Origin of the sequence: Nannocystis punicea (assembly GCF_026965555.1) — a bacterium.
GTDB classification, from domain to species: domain Bacteria; phylum Myxococcota_A; class Polyangia; order Nannocystales; family Nannocystaceae; genus Nannocystis; species Nannocystis punicea.
Genome location: NZ_CP114040.1, coordinates 1,474,298 through 1,493,485, shown reverse-complemented (window position 1 = coordinate 1,493,485; position 19,188 = coordinate 1,474,298). Strand labels below are relative to the sequence as shown.

15 protein-coding genes are annotated in these 19,188 nt (G+C 72.2%); 6 read left to right on the top strand and 9 right to left on the bottom strand.

What is annotated here, in order from left to right:
- Positions 1 to 551 precede the first annotated feature (551 nt).
- The 6 genes from O0S08_RS05750 to O0S08_RS05725 all read right to left on the bottom strand — a co-directional run bounded on the left by O0S08_RS05750 (position 552) and on the right by O0S08_RS05725 (position 8,917).
- Positions 552 to 3,539, bottom strand: a complete 2,988-nt coding sequence (locus O0S08_RS05750; protein ID WP_269037994.1) for a hypothetical protein — start codon at positions 3,537 to 3,539, stop codon at positions 552 to 554.
- 111 nt (positions 3,540 to 3,650) lie between these two features.
- Positions 3,651 to 4,874 carry a DUF1501 domain-containing protein gene (locus O0S08_RS05745; RefSeq protein WP_269037993.1) on the bottom strand — a complete coding sequence of 408 codons (1,224 nt, stop codon included), beginning with the start codon at positions 4,872 to 4,874 and terminating at the stop codon, positions 3,651 to 3,653.
- A gap of 33 nt (positions 4,875 to 4,907) precedes the next feature.
- Positions 4,908 to 5,762, bottom strand: coding sequence for a hypothetical protein (locus O0S08_RS05740; protein ID WP_269037992.1), 855 nt, complete (start codon positions 5,760 to 5,762; stop codon positions 4,908 to 4,910).
- A 33-nt stretch (positions 5,763 to 5,795) separates the two neighbouring features.
- Positions 5,796 to 6,737: a matrixin family metalloprotease gene (locus tag O0S08_RS05735; RefSeq protein WP_269037991.1), complete on the bottom strand. Its 942-nt coding sequence runs from the start codon at positions 6,735 to 6,737 to the stop codon at positions 5,796 to 5,798.
- 154 nt (positions 6,738 to 6,891) lie between these two features.
- Entirely contained in the window at positions 6,892 to 8,241 is a 1,350-nt protein-coding gene (locus O0S08_RS05730; protein WP_269037990.1) for a hypothetical protein, read from the bottom strand.
- Positions 8,242 to 8,272: 31 nt separating this feature from the next.
- Positions 8,273 to 8,917, bottom strand: coding sequence for an RNA polymerase sigma factor (locus O0S08_RS05725; RefSeq protein ID WP_269037989.1), 645 nt, complete (start codon positions 8,915 to 8,917; stop codon positions 8,273 to 8,275).
- Between the two features lie 109 nt (positions 8,918 to 9,026).
- Here O0S08_RS05725 and O0S08_RS05720 point away from each other — a divergent pair, with 109 nt between their 5' ends.
- The 4 genes from O0S08_RS05720 (at position 9,027) to O0S08_RS05705 (ending at position 13,272) form a co-directional block, all read left to right on the top strand.
- Positions 9,027 to 10,388, top strand: coding sequence for a serine/threonine protein kinase (locus O0S08_RS05720; RefSeq protein ID WP_269037988.1), 1,362 nt, complete (start codon positions 9,027 to 9,029; stop codon positions 10,386 to 10,388).
- A 339-nt stretch (positions 10,389 to 10,727) separates the two neighbouring features.
- Positions 10,728 to 11,117 carry a hypothetical protein gene (locus tag O0S08_RS05715; RefSeq protein ID WP_269037987.1) on the top strand — a complete coding sequence of 130 codons (390 nt, stop codon included), beginning with the start codon at positions 10,728 to 10,730 and terminating at the stop codon, positions 11,115 to 11,117.
- Between the two features lie 80 nt (positions 11,118 to 11,197).
- Positions 11,198 to 11,995, top strand: a complete 798-nt coding sequence (locus tag O0S08_RS05710) for a leucine-rich repeat domain-containing protein (protein WP_269037986.1) — start codon at positions 11,198 to 11,200, stop codon at positions 11,993 to 11,995.
- Positions 11,996 to 12,300: 305 nt separating this feature from the next.
- Complete coding sequence (locus tag O0S08_RS05705) at positions 12,301 to 13,272, top strand: hypothetical protein (protein WP_269037985.1); 972 nt, start codon at positions 12,301 to 12,303, stop codon at positions 13,270 to 13,272.
- A 62-nt stretch (positions 13,273 to 13,334) separates the two neighbouring features.
- Here the strand turns inward: O0S08_RS05705 and O0S08_RS05700 are convergent, their stop codons facing one another.
- Entirely contained in the window at positions 13,335 to 13,982 is a 648-nt protein-coding gene (locus tag O0S08_RS05700; RefSeq protein WP_269037984.1) for a hypothetical protein, read from the bottom strand.
- A 602-nt stretch (positions 13,983 to 14,584) separates the two neighbouring features.
- Here O0S08_RS05700 and O0S08_RS05695 point away from each other — a divergent pair.
- Both O0S08_RS05695 and O0S08_RS05690 read left to right on the top strand, forming a co-directional pair.
- The gene (locus O0S08_RS05695; RefSeq protein WP_269037983.1) at positions 14,585 to 15,331 is read left to right on the top strand and encodes a hypothetical protein; all 747 of its coding nucleotides are present in this window, start codon (positions 14,585 to 14,587) and stop codon (positions 15,329 to 15,331) included.
- A gap of 101 nt (positions 15,332 to 15,432) precedes the next feature.
- Positions 15,433 to 16,578 (top strand): serine hydrolase domain-containing protein, encoded by a 1,146-nt coding sequence (locus tag O0S08_RS05690; protein ID WP_269037982.1) that lies wholly within the window; start codon positions 15,433 to 15,435, stop codon positions 16,576 to 16,578.
- Between the two features lie 4 nt (positions 16,579 to 16,582).
- Here the strand turns inward: O0S08_RS05690 and O0S08_RS05685 are convergent, their stop codons facing one another.
- Entirely contained in the window at positions 16,583 to 17,842 is a 1,260-nt protein-coding gene (locus tag O0S08_RS05685) for a hypothetical protein (protein WP_269037981.1), read from the bottom strand.
- Between the two features lie 263 nt (positions 17,843 to 18,105).
- Entirely contained in the window at positions 18,106 to 19,098 is a 993-nt protein-coding gene (locus tag O0S08_RS05680; protein WP_269037980.1) for an STAS domain-containing protein, read from the bottom strand.
- Positions 19,099 to 19,188 lie beyond the last annotated feature (90 nt).

Sequence of the window (19,188 nt, the reverse complement as noted above, 5' to 3'; positions counted from 1 at the left end):
GCCGGTCAACCTTCACCGCGGCGCGGACACGAGCGAATCACGGCTCGAAATCATCACATCGCGATCGCTCGCTGCAGTGCAGATCGAACGATTCGCCGCTCTAAACATTGCACGCCGGGACCTCGCCCGCGATTCGGCCGGTGACGCCTCGCCCGAGCAACACCGTAAACCGCACGAAGAACCAGCAGGAACAGCGGCTGCGACAGATCCTCCACACCGCGCCGGGGGTCGACCTCCCCCCGCGACACGCTCTCCGAACCGCACGGGCGCTCGTGCGCGGCGATCATGAATCAGCGCCGAGAGGAATCATCACTCGTAATCCGCGATCGGGAATTGACCATAGTCGCGCACGCATGCAGCGAATCGATTCGCCAGACCTGCAGCAGGGCGACGACGCGTCTCGCCCCTCTCCTGGTTCGAGGCTCGCGCACCTCGGACCGCGACGCGGCGATCGAGCGCGGCACGTCGAGGATGAGCCCGCGCGGCCGCAGCATCGAGGCTCACGCACCTCGGCGCCCCGCCGCGATTCGCTCCCTGCGGCGGCGAGGCGCTCAGCGCAGGATGTAGCGGAGGATCGGCACGGGGCCCTTGGCGGCGTCGGCCGGGCGGGTCTGGCCGTCGGAGCCCGTGACCCAGTCGGCCGGGATCGCGCCGCGAGCCATCGCGGGGCCGTCGCCGGGCGACGGCGGCTGCATCGGCTGCGTGCGCGGGTCGCTGGCGGTGTCGACCGAGTCGGGCGCGGCGACCAGGGCGTCGAGGGTCAACGTCGGCGGGCGATCGCCCGTCTCGGCCGCGTCGACGTGGCAGCTGCGGCAGAAGGTCACGCCGCGGGTGTCGACGCGCGGCTGGTCGTGCACGAGCAGCGGCGTCCCCTCGTGGAGGATCGGGTCGCGCAGCCACGTCGTCAGCTCGGGCAGGCGATTGCGGCCGACGCCGACGTCGTCGGTGTAATCGACGGCGCAGGTGACGATGCCCGCCGCCGCGTCGAGCTGGATCCCGAGCCGCTCGGCTCGCACGCCGGCGAACGGGAACCGCTCGGCCCGCTCGCGCAGCGGCGCCTCGGCCGGCACGGCGACGGTCGTGCCGCGGGCGTAGTTGCACAGCAGCTCGACCGAGCCCGGCCCCTCGAGCTGGCCCGCGGCCCCCTGCAGCACCACGCGCGCCTCGTCGTACCAGCCGCGGACGCCGTCGAGGCCCTCGTGCGCCCCGCCCAGGACGAAGTCGCCGGCTGCCAGGCGGACCGCGGTCGACAGCCGCACCTCGGCCAGCGGGTTGCCGTCGAGGAAGGCAGTCACTGCGCCGGCCTCGCCGAACAGGACGCCGACGTGATGGAAGCGGCGCTTCCAGCTGGCCACCCCGCACGAGACGTCGAACGACGCCGCCTCGCCGCCCGGCCGGCGCACGTGCAGCAGCAGCCCGTCCTCGATCGTCACCGCCACGGTGCCGGCGTCGGACTCGAAGTGGAACAGGTGCCTCTCGCCCGCCAGCGAGTCGCGGGCGTCGACGAACACGCCGGCGTAGAAGCTCATCGGCTCGACCTCCGCCGTCGCCGCGGGGAAGCTGAAGCGCGCGCCCGCGTTCTTGCCGAGCCACAGGCCACGGCCGCGCACCCCGCCGAGCGCGACCGGCTCGACGCGCCCGTCGCCGGTCAGCTTGCCGTGCGAGGCGATCGGGTAGACCGCCGACGCCGCCGCGTTCTGCAGGCGGATCGCCGCGGGGTCGTGGACGTAGGCCCCGTTCTTCTGGCTGAAGCCGTCCTGATAGCGGCCGTTCCGCGCCGAGCCGTCGAGCGGCGTCGCGGCCGCGGTCATCTCGGCGAACAACACCACATGCGGGTCGAGGAAGTCGTCGAACACGATCTCGTCCGAGGCGAGGCCGCGGCCCACGTTCCACACCACGTCGCGCGGCGTGACCGGCAGCGACCGCAGGTGCATGCCGAGGTTGTTCTCGAGCGACTCGAGGTGGTGGTTGTTGTTCTTGACGTTCTTCAGCCCGAGCTGGTCCGCGCCGTTCTTGCCGCCCGCGTTGGCGCGCACCGCCAGCGGCCCGTCCGGCGACGAATAGAGGCTGACCCGGTGGGTGTCGTCGGCCGCGAACCCGTAGTCCTCGTTGTTGATGATCCCGTCGAGCAGCACGTGCTTGCCCTGCGTCCACGAGCCGATGACCGAGAAGCCGCGCGGCGAGCTGCCGACCGACTTCACCGCCCCGGCCTCGCGCGCGATCGGGTAGCGCGAGTATTCGCCAGAGCCGTCGATCGGCATCGGGTTGGTGTACGAGAAGATCAGGTTGTTGACCTCGCGGTCGAGCCACGGGTACGAGCCGGCCAGGACGTCCTTCTCGCCGAGGACGTCGCCGTTCATCGCCCGCAGCGGCTGCGCGGCCAGGCCGTAGCCGCGATCCTTCATCCGCTGGTCGTACGCGGCCGCCGGCACCGGCCGCATCGACTCGAACACGCCGGTCCCGTTGCGCTTCATCCACTGCGTCACGTCGCAGGGGTCGTCGGCGTAGGCGTAGAACAGGCTGAACTTGGCCTTGTGGGTGCCGCCGCCGTTCAGGCGGTACTCGGCCTCGATGCCCGGCTCCTCCTCGCCCTCGTCCTGGACCGAGAGCACGCGCCCGGCGACGACGCGGCCGTCGGCGCTCGCGACCATCTCGGCCATCAGGGTGACCGGGATCGATGCGGTCACCTTCCACTCTGCGTGCGGGGCGACGTCGACCGCGACGACCTCGGCGTCGACCGTCTTGGGGTTGTTGACCCGGACCCTGACTGGGATCGACTCGAGCACGACGCCGTTCTTGCCGGCGGACACGTCGACGGTGGCGATCAGGTCGAAGTCGTAGCAGTCCTGGGCGGGGAAGTTGGGGCACACCTCGGGCTGGGCGAGCTTTCGCTGGCACAGGAACGCCGCCGACGAGCTCTTCACGGTGAATTCCTGCTTCACGCTCGGGTGGACGATGTCGCCGGTCGGCAGGCCCGGCCCGAACAGCTCGCCGCTCAGCTTCGGCGCCTGGTGCAGCAGCGGCTGATTCTTCAGCTTCTCGAGCCGGAGCGCGACGAGGTCCCCGCGCAGCAGCGCGACGCGGCCATCGGCGCTGGTGCGGAACGCCGGCACGACCGGCCGGAGGTACTGGCCCTGCTCGCCGAGCCGGACCTTGCGCGCGAGCACCGGCACCGGCGGCCGCACGACCTTCGGCGCCTCCGGCCCGCCCCCCGCGGCCTCGACGATCTCCGCGTTCGGCGTGAACGCGTCGCACTCGTCGCCCTCGCACGTCACGACCTCGCACGCCGGCTCCACCGGCGCCGGCACGTCACCTCCGGTCGCCGTCGACGTCGCGGTCGTCGACGTCGTCGGCTCGGCCGCGGTGCTGCTCCCGGTGTCGCTGCCCTCGCCGTCCCCGCTCGAAGCAGCGCCGCCGGTGGTGCCTGCGGTCATCGCCCCCTCGCTCGCGCCCTCGGTCGCCGGGTCCTGCGTGGCGTCCTGCCCGCAGCCGAGCAGCATCATGAGCGGAGCGAGGAGCCTGAGGTGCCGTCGAACCATCGAACCGCGACGGTATCACGGCACCACGGGATGTCCTTGCGAGATCGTCGACACACTACAATCGCAGATGTCGCTGCAGTTCGTGCTTCACCGCCGCCGCCGCGGCGACAATCACGACACCCTCTCCGAATGCGAGGACCCACCTCTGCCGAACAGGCTCAGGTCCTCGCCGTCGGCGACCTCGAGCGGATACAGCGCCTCGCACGCCTCGGTGATGCCGGCGAGGCGTCGCAGCTCCTGGTGCACGTGCTTCGGCTCGATGTGCACACCGCGGTCGCCGACTGCGAGGCTGCCCGGCTCGACGCGCAGCGCTTCGCACCGCTCGCTCGTCGCGCCGACGACCCGGCCGCCGGTGATGCCCTTGCCCATCGCCAGCACGCTCGTCACCGGCCAGTGGTCCTTGCCGCGGAGCGCGTTGTACTCGGGGGTGCGGCCGAACTCCGAGCCGACCACGATCACCAGCTCGTCGGCCACGCCCTGGCGCTCGGCCTCCTCGCCGGCGAAGTCGAGGGCCGCGAGCAGCCGCGCCAGCAGCGGCACGTGCTCGGCGTCGTGATCGACGTGGGTGTCGAAGCCGTCGAGCTCGAGGTTGACCGCGACGGTGACCCCGGCGCGGTACGCCGCCAGCGCGACCTGGATCTGCCGGATCAGCGGGTTGGGCCCCTCGTCGAGCGCCGGCAGCCGGCGCTGCAGCGCCCGCAGCTCGTCAGCGCCGGTGCGCGCCGCGTACACCGTGCCGAGCTGGTCGAAGCGCACCGCGTCGTCGGCGACGCGGTCGAAGTTCTCGGCGCGGGCCGGCGCCCGCGAGTCCGCGCCGCGCAGCCGCGCGACCATCCCCGCGGTCTCGTCGTAGCCGCCGAAGCTGAGGTAGCCGGTCTCCCGCGCACCGCCGTGGACCGCGGTGACCAGCGCCGCGAAGCTCGGAGTGTCGTCGGCGAGCCGGCCCGACCACGTGTGGCGAGCCCCGTCGGCGTGACCGCGGGTGCCGACCTGCACGCCGTTGATCACCAGCAATCGACGGTCGTGTTTCTCGAAGAAGCGCCGGAAGTCTGCCAGCGGCGCGTGGCGGATCCCGCTGGCGGTCGCGGCGATGTCGCGGGTGAGGAACGAATCATTGACCGCGTCGACGTCCGCGCCGCCGGCCGACCCCTTGGGATCGCACAGCAGGGTCGGGTCCCAGCCGCCGCGGGCGTTGATCGTCAGGAACAGCGGCCCCCTGTACGTCTCTGCCAGCGGCAGGAGCCCGCCGCGCGACCCGGGGCGGGCGAGCGCGTCGAGGGAGGCGACCGAGAGGCCGGCGAACGAGGCGAGTCCGAGGAATTGGCGACGATCCATGGTGTGCTGATTCCTTTCGATGATGGCGGATCGTCAGATCCCCTTGTAGCCGTTGAGCTTGTTCAGCGGGTGGGCCGGGTTGAGAATTTTATAGGAGCCGTCGGTGCCGGTGTGGCGGCGATCGAGCTGGAAGTAACGCTTGGTCCCGAGGCCGGAGATCGAGCTGCCCTCCTTGCCGTTGGCGTTCCACCAGATGTAGCCGACGAAGTTGGACCAGGTCTTGAGCTCCTCGGTGATCCCGCCGATCCACGCCGCGCGCTTGCTGCCGTCGGCGTCGAAGGGCAGGCCGACGTAACCGATCTCCGGGAACAGCTTCTGCCGGCCCTTCGAATCGTAGGCCTTGACCTTGGCGAGGAACGTCTTCGGGTCGACGTACGACGTCGCCGCCTTGCCGCCCGAGCCCCACGAGTTGCCGTACATGTCGACGCCGAAGAAGTCGCCGACGCCGGGGTCGTAGGTCGCGTAGGTGCCGAGGCCGCCGGAGTTCTCGGTCGCCTGGCGGGTCAGCACCGGCCCGCACTGGACGCGCGCGCGGATCGCCGCCGGCAGGCCCTTGATCATGTCGTAGTAGAGCTTGAAGTGCGCCTTGTACTGCGACGCAGTGAAGTCGCCCTCGGGCTCGTGGCGATCGGTCAGCCACAGCGTCGAGATCCAGTCCGGCAGCTCCAGCAGCCGCGTCCGCAGCGCCTTGATCTTGTCGGTGTCGCCGTCGAGCTTGGTCGACGCGAACGGCTGGCCGCCGACGTCCTTCATGTACACGAACCGCGGGTCGCTCCACGACGGCAGCATCCCGTCCGAGTTGGGGAAGATCCGCATCCACTCGTTCTTCGCCAGCTTGGGCTTCCAGTACCCGATCTCGTCCTTGACGATGGTCGCGCCGATTTTCATACGTCCACTCCTTTCTCGCTGAATCCCTCGAGGTCACCCGTAGAGCGCCCGCAGCCCCGCGACGTCGCCCTCGCCGAGCGTCGACTCGCTGTCCTGGCACGGCCCGTCGATCGTCGGGCTCATCGTCAGCCGGCCGTGCGAGCCCTCGCCGACGTGGCCGAGGCCGAAGGTGTGACCGCGCTCGTGGGTCATCACCGCCCTCACGCTGAACTGCTGCGCACACGTGGCCGAGCCCGGGCTCGTCGTCCACTCGTGATCGGCCTTGTTGAGCTGCACGTCGCCCTCCTTGGCCACGCCGCCGCTGAACCACACGCACGCGGTCGCCAGCGTCCCCGCGGGCAGGTCGCCGAACGAGACCACGTTGACGCCGTCCGCCGCCAGACAGTTTCCGCCGGTGCTGATGTTCGCGGCCTTGCTCTTGCGCCCGAGGTACTCGTGCGACGCCCCGACCTCGTCGGCCAAGCCGCAGCTGTTGTGGCTCCCGGTGATGTTCGAGGTCGCGGCCTTGATCGCCTTCTCCGCGTCGTCCGCGGTCAGCTCGCTCGGCGTCGAGCCGGCGTGGAAGTACCAGCGCAGCTTCGACTCCCACCGCCAGCCGGTCAGGATGTAGGCGTCGTCCGAGCAGGCGTCGAGCGCGGTCGACTCCTCCGGCGGTCCGGCGGAGATCCGGTCCTCGACCAGCTCCTCGAACACGACCTCGCCCTCGGGCGTCGTGTGGAGCATGAATTGCCGCGTCGAGCCGTCGTCGTACAGCGTCTCCGACCACACCGACGTCCCCGGCGGCGGCGGGATCGCGGCCAGACCGTCGAGCTCGCCGCCCAGCTGTCCTTCTTCATCCTCTTCGACGTCCACTCCCACGTCGATCGGCGCGTCGTCGTCATCCGGCACGGCCTCGCCCTCCTCGACGCAGCCGATGGCGAGGAGCATGGCGAGCAGGGGCAAGTCGAGAGTCTTCGTGGTGCGCATTCGAGTCATCGCGCTCTCCTGATGACGCTGGAGTTCCCGGCCCCGCCCGGCTTGTCTCACCGGCACAAAGATTTTTTTTCGGACCCCGCGCGCGCCTCTTCGCCCGCGCCGGCGCGTCCGCGCGTTCACACGCTTCACCCGGCGCGCGCCGGACGTCCCGGAATCACTGCATCGCCACGCGCCGCGCCCACCACCTGCGCTCGGCGTAGTTGCCGTACTTCTCGCTGCCGACGAGGGTCAGGCACGCCGCGTCGGTCGACGCCGCGATCGCCAGCGCCGCACCGGAAGACGTCCCGCGCTCCATCACCCACTGCTCCGCGCCGTCGTCGGCGTAGCGCGCGGCCCACGGCTCGCGATCGACGGTGCCGGCCGCGATCACGCCGCCCGGCGCGGGCATCAGCGCGAACACTGCGTCGCGCACCAGCTCGGCGCGACCGAAGTAGGTGTCCGCCTCGGCGCCGGGGATCGACTGCTCCCACGCGATCGGGCACGCGGGCGCGCAGGTCGGTTCGAGGCGGGCGATCCACGCCGCCGAGCGCATGGACCGATCTTGGCGATAGCCGGCGACGAACAGCCCGCCGTCCTCCGCCGGCAAGAGCGCGACGATCCCCGCCGCCTCGACCTCGCACGCGCACGCGACCGCCCCGTCCGCGAGCGCGACACGACGGACCCACGCGGTGTAGGCGTCGCCGTCGGGCAGGTTCCAGGTGCCGCCGACCGCGACCTCGTCGCCCACAGACGACAGGGCGATCGCCTGGGCGATGGCCGGCGAATCGAAGTCGGCGTCCGGCGCGAACGGCTCCGGCACCGCCGGCCACGCCGGCGACCACACCCCGCCGAGCAGCGCCGCGCTCTGGTACCAGACGTCGTCCTGGCGCTCCCCCGCGAGCAGCATCGTCTTCGCGTCCGGCATGCTCACGCCGCGCAGCGATTGAGTCTGCAGCGCCAGCTCGTCGGCCTCGCCGATCACCGCGCCGTCCTCGGCCGCGAGCCGGCGCACGTGCGGCCCGGTCTTGACCGTGATCGTCACGTCGTCCGGATCTCGCCGCGAATACACCACCACCAGCTCGTCCGCCTGATGCACGAACAGGCGCGCCCACAGATCGGTGTCGTCGTCGACGCTGGGGCTCTCGGTCCCGTCGACCGCGTGTGACCACCCGACCTCGCCGGCGTCGTCGAGCCGCAGCGCCCGCAGCTCGAGCGGCACCTCGCTGGTGAAGCCGACCACGTACGCCCCGCCGTCGTCCGCGAGCGCCACGCCGGTCGCCTTGCCGCGGATCGCCAGCGCCCGCTCCCACGCCTCGCAGCTCGCCGCGCCGCCCGTGACCTCGCCGCCGGTCGGCGCAGTCGTGCCCCCGGTCGTCGTCGACGTCGCCTCGTAGCTGCACCGGCCCGCCTCGCAGCGCCCGCCGGGCATCAGGTCGCAGGCGGCGTCCTCGCCGCACTGGAACGGCGGCGGGACGCAGCCCGCCACGCTCGCGACGATCGCCCACGCAGCGGAGCCCCTGCGCATCCGCGGCAGTGTCGCACGGGCCTCGCGGCGCTCACAAGCCGCGCGCCGGCGCCTCGCCAAGGCTGAGCTCGGCGATCGACGCGACCCAGCTGTCGAGGCCCTCGAGCAGCAGGGTGCGGTGACGATCGAGGCCGGGGATCTGCGCGACCGCCCGCTCCAGCGCCTGGCGGGCCCGCGACACGCGGGTCGTGACCGTGCTGAGCGGCACACCGAGGGCGTCGGCGATCTCGCGGTTGCTCAGGCCCTCCCAGTAGAACATCTGCAGCACCATCTGCGCCTCGACCGCGAGCAGCTGCATCGCCCGCAGCAGCAGCCGCTGCTCCTCGTACATCGCGACCACGCGGCTCGGCGTCGCCGCCGGGTCGCCCGTCTGCAGGTCGTCGAAGTCGAAGGTCGGCGCGGCGCGGGACCGACTGCGGATGTGGTGCAGCAGCTGGTTTTTGGCGATGCCGAACAGGAACGCGCGGAAGCTGACGCGCTCGCGCATGTTGGCGATCGCCGTCGTGCACGCCAGGAAGGTCTTCTGCGTCAGGTCCTCGGCGTGGCTCGCGGCCCGCAGGTCGAAGAAGCGCAGGACGCCGCCGTAGTGGCGGCGAGCCAGCGCGTCGCCGGCCTGGGAGTCGCCCGCGCTCCACGCCTCGAGCAATTCGAAGTCGCCGAGCTCGCGGCCTCGCATGCGACCGGCATGATCGCCCATCGCCCCGCGCCGCGCAAGGCGACCGGGGCGCCGCGTTTTCGGGTAACCTCCATTCACGACCAGCGGGCACATCGCGGGCAAGTACACGATGATCCGGCGCCTCGCGGGCGGCGGCATGGGCGAGGTCTACCTGGCGGCCGCGAGCGGCCCGGCGGGCTTCAGCAAGCCGGCGGTGATCAAGCGGATCTTGCCGCACTTCGCGAACGACCTCGAGTTCGTGAAGATGTTCGTCAAGGAGGCGCGCCTCGCCGCCGCGCTCGACCACCCCAACATCGTCCGCGTGTACGACTTCGGCGAGGCCGGCGGCAGCTTCTTCTACGTGATGGAGCACCTGCACGGCGACAGCCTCGCGGGCCTGCTGCCGAAGCTGGCCCAGGCCGGGCGGCGCCTGCCGCTGGTCCACGCGCTGACCGTCGGCCTCGGGGTGTCGGCCGGCCTGCACTTCGCCCACGAGCTGCGCGGCTCGGGCGACGTCCCGCTGGGGCTCGTGCACCGCGACGTCTCGCCGGCCAACGTGTTCCTCACCCGCGCCGGCGAGGTCAAGCTGCTCGACTTCGGCATCGCCAAGGTCCTGTCCTCGACCGGCGTCACGCGCGACGGGGTGCGCAAGGGCAAGGTCCCGTACATGTCGCCCGAGCAGTGCATCGGCGCGCCGCTCGACCGCCGCAGCGACGTGTTCTCGCTCGGCATCTTGCTGTACGAGCTGACGACGATGACGCGGCTCTATCGCGCGGACAACGAGTTCGCGACGATGAACATGATCACCGCCGGCGAGGTGCCGCCGCCGTCGAGCCGCGTCGCCGACTACCCGCCCGCGCTCGCGGCGGTGGTGCTCAAGGCGCTCGCCCGCGACCCCGAGCGCCGCCACGCGACCGCGCTCGAGTTTCACGAAGACCTCGAGCGCGTCGCCGACGAGCTCGGCCTCCGCCCCTCGCCGCTCGCCCTCGGCCGCTTCGTGCAGGAGCTCGTCGGCGACGAGGCCGCGCCGTCGTTGCCGGCCGTCGACGCGCAGACCGTCGTGTTCTTCGACGCGCTCAACGACGCCCTCACCGCGCGCGACGGCCCATCGCCCCAGCCGCCGCCGCCGGTCGCAATCACGCCGACGCCCGCACCGGAGCCCGCGCGCAGGAGGCCGCCCGTGGTGCCGCTCATCCTCGGCATCGCCGCGCTCGCCGGCCTCGCGCTGACCTGGCGCCCGCCGGCCCCGGAGCCCGCGCCGCTCGCCGAGCCCGCGCCCGAGAAGATCGAGCCCGCACCCGAGAAGGTCGCCTCCGCGTCGACGCAGACCACGCTCGTCGCTCCGGTCGCCGCCTCGCCGACGCCTCCGCCAGCGGACCCAGCCGTCACGACCTCCGAGCCGGCCCCGACACCGCGCCCGGGCAAGCGCGGCAACAAGAAGAAGCCGGTCAAACAGGACAACGTGCTTGACGCGCTGCGGCCGAGCAAGTAGTCGAATCCCGATGCGCTGCCTCGCGGCCGGACTCGTCGTGGCGCTCGCGTCCGCCCCGTGTCGCGCGCGCGCCGGCGACGAGCCGTTCCTCGTCGATCGGGCCGCGCGAGCCCACTACGACCTCGCGGGCCGCTACGCCAGCAAGGGCCACCTGCGCAGCGCCGCCGCCGAGCTCGACGCCGCCTACGCCATCGAGCCGCACCCCGAGCTGCTGTTCATCCGCGCCGAGGTGCGCCGCCAGCTCGACGAGTGCCAGGCCGCAGCGTCGCTGTACCGCGAGTTCATCGCCACCAACCCGTCCGAGGCCGCGACCCGTCAGGCGCGCGACGGGATCGCCGCGTGCACGCCTCCCGAACCGAACCCGCGCCAGAGCCCGCGCCAGAGCCCGCGCCGAGCGTACCGCCCGGGCGACCGCCGTGGCACCGCGACGCGGCCGGCGGGGTGCTGCTCGGCCTCGGGGTCGCCAGCGTCGTCGCTGCCGGCGCCCTCGCCGGCGCGGCAGGCTGGGCCCACCAGGACGCCGCGCGGCAGGACCTGCACAGCGAATATCACCAGCGCCGGGGCCAGACAGTCGCGCTGCAGTGGGCCGCCGGCTCGGCCGCGTTCGTCGGCGCCGCCCTGCTCGTCGGCGCCGCCCTCCGCTACCGCGCCGTCCGTCGACGCGAGCCGCCGCTCGGCGCCTGGCTCTCGGGACAGGGCGCAGGCCTGGTCGTCCGCGGCCGCTTCTGAGCGACTGTCGCCATTCCGGTGGCTGCCATGATGCGGCCGCGACAGCGAGATCCCGGGCCGCTCGAGGTACCATCGCCTCGATGCACGTCGTCGACCTCGCCCACGAATCCCTCGAGCTCGCGGCGCTGCGCGACCTCCCGGCGCTCGAGCTGCGCGCCGAGGCCGTCGAGCCCGACGAGCTCGCCGCGGCGCTCGCCCGCCTGCGCGACGCCCGGGGCCTCAAGTCGCTGCGCCTGCGCTCGCGAGTGCGCGCCCTGCCGCCGGCCCTCGCCGAGCTCCGCGGCCTGCAGCAGCTCGACCTCGTCGACGACACGCTCCCGGGCCTGCCCGCCGCGATCTCCGAGCTCACGCGCCTGCGCAGCCTCCGGCTCGAGCTGTTCCACCTGGCGTCCCTGCCGCGCAGCCTCGCCGCGCTGACGCGCCTGCGCGCCCTGCACGTCGACTCGCACCATTTGTGCGGCCTGCCGGATTGCCTGCGCGAGCTGCAGGAGCTGCGCGAGCTGACCCTCCTGCTGCGCCACCTCTACGTCCACGATTGGGAGCGCCCTGCCCACTTCCGGCCGCGCTTCGAGCAGCCGCTCGCGGCGCTGTTCCTGCTCCTCGCCGACCTGCCGGCCCTGACCTCGCTGACGCTCGGCGAGCCCGACAACGCCTCGTGGCCGGACGTCGTGTTCGACCGCCTGCCCGCCGAAATCGCCGGTCTGCACGCCCTCGAAGCGCTGACCCTGACGTCCTTCGGCCGCGCGATCGCCATGCCGCACGACGTCGTCATGCCCTCGCTGCGGCGGCTCGACGCCCACCTCTCCCGCTTCGACGCGACCGAGGCCGAGCTGCGGAGGATGTTCCCCAATGCCGCGCTCGACCGCGATCCCGGGTGACACACTCCTGCCATTGGCCGCCCGGCAATGACGTCACCGAGAAAGATCCTGACGATCCCCCATCGCCGAGCGCAACGGACAGCGCCGCTTATTCACCTGGCACGGCGCCCCTCCGGCGGTCGCCAGCGACCTGCACTTCAGGTCAGGTCTTCTGCGCACCCGCACCCACGAAGCGGCGGTCTCAGGTGGATCGTCCTGCTCGCGGCGTGGATATTCCGTCCGGGAATCCGAGTCGCACGACCCGGGTACCGTCGCTGCCTCGACCTCGATCCCGGCCGGCTTCCCCGTCCGATGGAGAACCTCCGATGCACGCCCCGTCCATTCGCAGCACCGGCCCTCGCCTCCTGCCCTCGCTCGCGCTGCTGGCAGCGGCGCTGTCGCTCGCGTGCAAGCAGCCCGCGGGCAGCACCACCGGCACCGACGCCACCGGAGAGCCCGACGGCTCGACCTCGCGGACCAGTTCGACCGCGCCCACCGGCACAGCGACCACCGGAGAGCCGCCCGGCTCGACCTCGACGACCGCTCCCGGCGCGACCTCGACCGCCGGCGCGCCGACGACCGACGACCTGCCGAGCAGCACCGGCGCCACCGCCGGCGACGCCACCGGCAACTTCGTCGCCATGCCCGATCTGCCGCCCCCGACCGCCTGCGACGCCTGGAACGACACCTGTCCTCCCGGACAGAAGTGTCAGCCCGGCGCCCTCCCGCGCGGGCCCGGCTGCGTCGACATCGTCCAAAACCCCGACCAAATCGGCGACCCGTGCGACGCCGGCGAGCCGATCGATTCCTGCGACAAGGGCGCGATTTGCCTCGGCCAGATCGGCGACGGCCAGTGCCTGGCGCTGTGCGAGGGCACGCCGGACGCAGCGACCTGCGCCGACGCCTGCTCTCCGTGCTTCGTCGACGCGCTCGACACCTACGGCACCTGCAAGGCCCTCTGCGACCCCCGCGCGCCCGCGTGCCTGGGCGGTGCCTCGTGCAGGACCCTCACGCACGCCCCGTACTTCTTCTGCATCCCCAACGACGCCAGCGTGCCGCCCGGGATGCCGTGCATGTCCGAGCCGGCCTGTCAGCAGGGTTCGGCGTGCATCCACAAGGACTTCCTGCCGAGCTGCGCCGGCGACTTCTGCTGCGCCCCGGTGTGCGACCAGGCCGGTCCCGACACCTGCGACGCCGCCCTGCCCGGCACCGTCTGCAACCCGTGGCCGCAGTGGAACCCCGAGTTCAACGAGGCCTGCCTGCTCGATGGCCTCGGCCTGTGCGGCGCCCCGCAGTGACGCCGCCGTATTGTTAACCTGTCCCCGTGGACATGCCCTCGGGGACATCAAACTCGACGGCGTCAGTGAGCGCCCGCCGCGTACAGCGGCAGCAGGGCGATCGTCTTGGCGAAGCCCGCCGGGTCTTCGACGAGCGCCCTGCCGAGCTCGAGCGCGACCTGCTTGCCGTCGGCCACGATCGACTTGGCCAGCTCGATCGACACCGCGCCGCGGTCGAAGCACCGCTCGGCGCGCAGCTCCCCGCTGACCACGATGTCCTCCTCGCCCTCGAGGGTGAAGGTGCAGTCGGCGCTGAACTCGAAGAACCGCGCCTCGTAGTCCCACTCGCCCAGCTCCAGGAGGCAGCCCTCGGCCGGGCGCCAGCCGTCCTTGCCGCGCGCGTGCAGGCCGATGTCGGCCTGCCACACCCCGTACTCGGCCAGCTCGATCGCCACCCCGAACGCCAGCGGCTCGCCCTCGTTGGCCGCCATCGCGAACGCGAAGCTGCGATTGAACGCCCCAGTATGTTCATTGTCCGTCCCGTCCATCTCGCACGACGCGGTCGGGTCGGCGGCCCACTCGTCGCGCTCGGCGTCGAACTCGAGCGCCTCGCCCCCCGCGACGATCGCCAGCGACGAGGTGACGATCGCCGGCTCTCGCTCGTGCTTGAGGTCGGACACGATCTGGCAGGCGACGAGGGGACAACAGAGCAGGGGAACGAGGGACTTCATGGCGGCTCGTGAGGGCAAGGAGTAAGGCCGGAGCGCGCAGACTGCCGCCCGGCCTGCGCAGCATAGGCGACGCCGCCTGCCCTGTCACCTTCGGTCCGCCTGCCAGTCTACGGGCCCGATCTCCGGCTCTGCGCGAGGTTGCACCGTGACGCGACGCGCCGCCTCCTGCCCCCGAGCCTCACGCGCCCGCAGTCGACGCACCGAGCCCCTCGATCTCACCGATCCTCGGCCACCTCGTCGCGCTCCAGGGCGACTGCCACGAATCCCACGAATGCCATGACGTCGGATCGCCGCGGCCCACGATTCGTCGGCGTCGTCCCCCTCGATTCACCCGACCCCGTGCACTCGAGGAGCGGTTTTCGTCGAGCACGCTCCGCGTCGCCACCGACGAGCTCCCGGCGCGAATTCGCGGCTCTTGAGCGCGGCCCTTGCGCGCGCTCCTGCGGCGCCTACGCACCTGGGTCCGGGTGGCCGACGCTGCATCAAAACGACAGGCAACATTCCCCCATCGGCCGGGTTTCTCCCCACCACCGAGCCTCAGGGCGATCCTGCGCTCGGGGGCGCCCGAATCGCCGCTTCATCATGATGCGCCGGAGGAAGTCATGAGCATCCAGAATTACATCGGTCGAGTCCTCGGCGTGGCGATGGCCCCAGCCGCGTTCGTCGCCAGCGCGCTGCGCCGCGACCGGATCGTGCACCCCGACGGGGTGATCTACCGGGCCGACGTCGATCCCGCCGCGCAACACGACGCCCTCAAGCCGCTGGCCAAGCGGATGGCCGGGACCGCGCTCGTGCGCCTGTCCGGGGCCCTTTGGCGCTGGCCGCAGGGGCGCCGCCGCCCGGACCTGCTCGGCGTGGCGCTGCGCCTCCGCGGCAACGACGAGGTCACCCTGCGCCTCCTGCCCGGCGACCAGGACCTCTCGTTCGCCACCTCGACCTCGCTGATGCGCATGCCGATCGCCGCGCTCGCCACCGACACCGGCGACTTCCTCGACAACTCCTATCATACGATCCTGCCGTATCGCCTCGAGGACATCGGCCGCGTCTATCTCCGCCTCGTCCCGCAGCACGCCTCTCCCCCCGGCGCCGATCGACGCCAGCGCCTCGAGCTCGCGGTCGGCAAGAAGCGGGCGATCCTGCGGCTCGAGCTCCAGGCCGAGGCGCTCGGCGACACCTGGCACCTGCTCGCCACCGTCCACCTGCGCGAGCGCCTCGAGGTCGACGAGAACGACTTCGAGTTCCACCCGGGCACCTCGGCGATGGGCCTCGTCCCCGACGGCCTGCTGCAATCGGCCCGCGTCGAGGTCTACGCCGCCAGCGAAGCCGGCCGCCGCCTCACCGAGGATTGACGCCGGCCCCGTCCCTCGTCCGCGCCGCCGCGGCGCGGTCGAACCCGCGGCCACCGCGGCGCTGACGGCCGCCGGCCGCGTGGTGTAGAACCGCGCCGCGCATGCGCCTCGCTCTCCTCGCGGCCGCCCTCCTGTCGCTCCTCGCCTGCAACCGGGGCGGCCCTCCGCCGCGCTCGCCCGACGCTCCCGCGAGCGCCTGCCCGATCGGCACCGACCCGGAGATCAGGGCGCTGGGCGCAGCCTTCGTGCAATCGGCGCCGGCGGTCGGGGTGTCGATCGGCATCCAGCGCGCCGGCGCGGCCGAGTGCTACGACTTCGGCGTGATGAACCGGGCGACCGGCGCACCGCCGACGCCGCAGACCGTCTACGAGATCGGCTCGCTCACCAAGACCTTCGCCAGCGCCCTGCTCGCGCGGGCAGTGCTCGAGCAGCGGCTGCAGCTCGACGACGACATCCGCCGCTTCTTGCCCGAGCCCTACCCCGACCTCGAATTCGCGGGCCAGCCGATCCGCGTCGTGCACCTCGCCAACCTCACCGCCGAGCTGCCCAACTGGCTGCCCGATCGACCCGAGCTGTTCGCCGACCTGAAGCCGGAGGAGATCCCCGCCGCGCTCCTCGCCGTGCACCGCGATTACAGCCGCGCCGACTTCTACCGCGATCTCCACCAGGTCCGCCTCGCCGCCGCGCCCGGCAGCCGCCCCCGCCACTCCAACGTCTCCGCCCAGCTGCTGTCATTCATCCTCGAGCGCGTCTACGGGCGCCCCTACGAGGCGTTGCTCGCAGAATTCATCCTGGGCCCGCTGGCCATGGACCGCACCGCGTTTCACGCCGGCCAGCCGCCCGCCTCGCTGGCCCGCGGCTACGACGCCTCGGGCCGCGAAATGCCGTATGTGGACATGCAGGACCTCAAGCTCGCCGGCGGCCTGACCTCGACCAGCGCGGACATGCTGAAGTACGTCGCTTTCCAGCTCGACGAGACCCGCGAGGAGGTCGCGCTCGGCCACCGCGTCACAGTCGAGGCCGAGGGCGACGCCATCGGCCTGAGCTGGCACATCGACCGCGGCGCCGCCGGTGCGCCGACGATCTGGCACACCGGCGGGACCTTCGGCTTCAGCAGCTACCTCGTCCTCCACCCCGCGCGCGAGCTCGGCCTGGTGCTGCTCGCCAACGAGTCGGACCCCCAGTCCCAGACCCGCCTGGTCGAGCTCGCCGACCGAATCGCGCAGCACCTCGCCGCCCGCGATTGATCGCCTACGCGCGCCGGCGCCGGCGCGCCCACGCCAGGGCGAAACATGTCCACAAGGACATGCCCCATGCGCCCTGTCCCTCCGGACTCACGCTACACAGCCCGAGGAAGCCGTCGGCGTCGTCGAAGTCGTCGGTCTCGTCCTCGTCCCACGCGATCGTGGCGAGCTGCCCCAGCGCGCGCGCGTTGCCGGCCGCGTCGTGGGCGACCAGCGCGAACACGTAGTCCGAGCCCGGCCCGAGCCCCTCGATGAACACCGACGTCTGGTCGGGCGGGATGAACCCGCTGCAAACCCGGCTCCAGTCGAGCTGCTGCATCTCCCGGCTCACGCACAGCTGACAGTCCGCCCCGCACAGCCCCTCGTCGGAGTTCTGATCGCCGTCGTCGCACTCCTCGCCCGCGTCGACCCGGCCGTCGCCGCAGAAGCGGGGCGTCCCGTCGTCCTCGACCTTGACCACCGTCAAGGGCTCGCCGCCGCACACGCTGCCCGCAGTGTAGTAAGTTGTCCCGTCCGGGACCCCGTCGCGCGCCGGCGCCGGCACGTCGAGCTCCGCCGAATATTGCCAGTCCGTCTCGCACAGCACCCTGAACCCGGCGATGTCCGGCGAATCGGGCGAGCTCCAGCTCAGGAGCACGCCGCCCGCCCGCGACTCGGCTCGCAGGTCGTACGGCAGCTCGTACGGCGGCTCGAAGTCGTAATGCAACAGGCCCCGCGCCGATTCGGGCGCGACCACGAAGTCATCCTCCTGACAGCCGGCGACCCCGTTGGCCTCCGGGTCGCACAGCCACGCCCCGCCGTCCCCCTCGCCCTCGCAGCCGCGCGCCAGCGCGGTGTACGGCGAGCCGACGTCGCGCCCGGCCGAATCGACGTGGCTGCCCAGGAACGCCGGGTGAAACAGCGCCGCGAATCCGTCCCGGAGGGCCGCCGCCGGCTCCTCCGCCAGCAGCGCACACAGCCCGTTGCGCCCCTCTGCGGCCTCCCGATCGGCACAGCGGCTGCCGACGAAGCCGAGGATCGTCCGCGCCACCTCACCCACCCCGCCGGTCGCCTGAAACTCCGCCTGGATCGGCGTCCCGCACTCACAACGCGCCCGGTTGACGAAGCGCGCGAGCGCCTCTCCTTCGAGCGTCCGCGAGGCATCGCCGTCTTCGTCGAGGATCGAGTAGCGCACCCCGACGTCCAGCGATTCCTCGGCCGCCCGCGCCGGGCCGGCCGCCCCGAACATGCACACCCCACCGACCAGCAGCGCGAACGACCGCTGCATCCATTCAGGATGGTTCTGAAGCATGAGCGTCGAACCACGATCGCCCTGCGAATATTTCCACTCACCACCCGCCGCGCCGCCGACGTCGGCACGGGGCCGCGGACCCCCTTTTCCTGCGCGCTCTGGGCCCTTGCACGCAGCCGCGTCGGTGCTATGCGAGCCAATGCTCGTACCTCGTGGCGAGGCCACCGGCGAGACTCGACCGGCCGGCGCGGGATTGTCGTCAGTTCACCGCGTGCTCGCCCGGCCAGCGCCGCTCCTCGTCACGGGCGCGCGCCGATCGAGCGCCGCTGGGCCCCCGCCGTCGACTGCATGGCGTGGGCGATCCCGTGCTCGAGGCTGGGCAGCGTCCGCGCCCCGCCGAAGTCCGCCCCGAGCTCGACCAGCACGCGCGCGACCTCCGGCTTGATGCCCGTCAGCACCATCTCCGCGCCGAGCAGCCGCACCGCGCGGACGACGTCCGCCAGCGCCCGCGCCGCGACCTCGTCGACCCGCGGCACCCCGGTGACGTCGAGCAGCACGAACGCCGCCCGCCGCGCCTGCACTCCCTCGAGGATCGCCTCGAGCAGACGGCCCGCGCGATCGGCGTCGACGTCGCCGACCAGCGGCACCGCCACCACGTGGCGGGCGATCGGCACCAGCGGGGTCGACAGCGCCAGCAGCGTCGCCCGCTGGGCCTCGATCACCTGCTGCTGCAGCCCGACGTGCTCGGCCGCCGCGACCTCGAGCTCGGCCGTCCGCTCGCGCACGCGCTCCTCCAGCTCGGCGTTGAGGCGCAGCACCGCCTCGCGGTCGCGCTGCTGCTCGGTGATGTTGCGGACGACGATGATCAGGTCGTCCGCGCCGATGCGGATGACCCGCGCCTCGTACCACTCGCTGAGGCCGTCGAACTCGAGCATGTACTCGAGCCGAGCCTTGCCCGCAGGGCCCTCCGCCTCGCGGAACGCCGCCACGAACTGGGCCCCGACCGCGGGCGGCAGCACCTCCTGCATGCGCTTGTCCAAAAACACCTCGGGCGGCACGTACAGCGGGCTCGTCGGGCTGGCGAGGTAGTGCGTGATCGTGCCGTCGAGCCGCAGCTGAAAGAACAGGTCGGGCACCCCGCGGTAGATGTTCTCGAGCGCCGCCGCGAGCTTGAGCCGCTCCTCGTTCGCCTGCCTCGCCTCGGCCGCCTCGCGCTCGAGCCGGGCGATCCGCCCGCGAAGTTCCTCGTTCTGGGCGCGCAGCTCGGCGACGGTCGGTGCTTCTTCCATCATGTCGGGGGACGCGACCATACCCGAGCCGCGCGCAGGCACCTGCCCGAGGTTGCGGTCGGTCGATGCGGAGGTCATCACACCGGCGCGCGC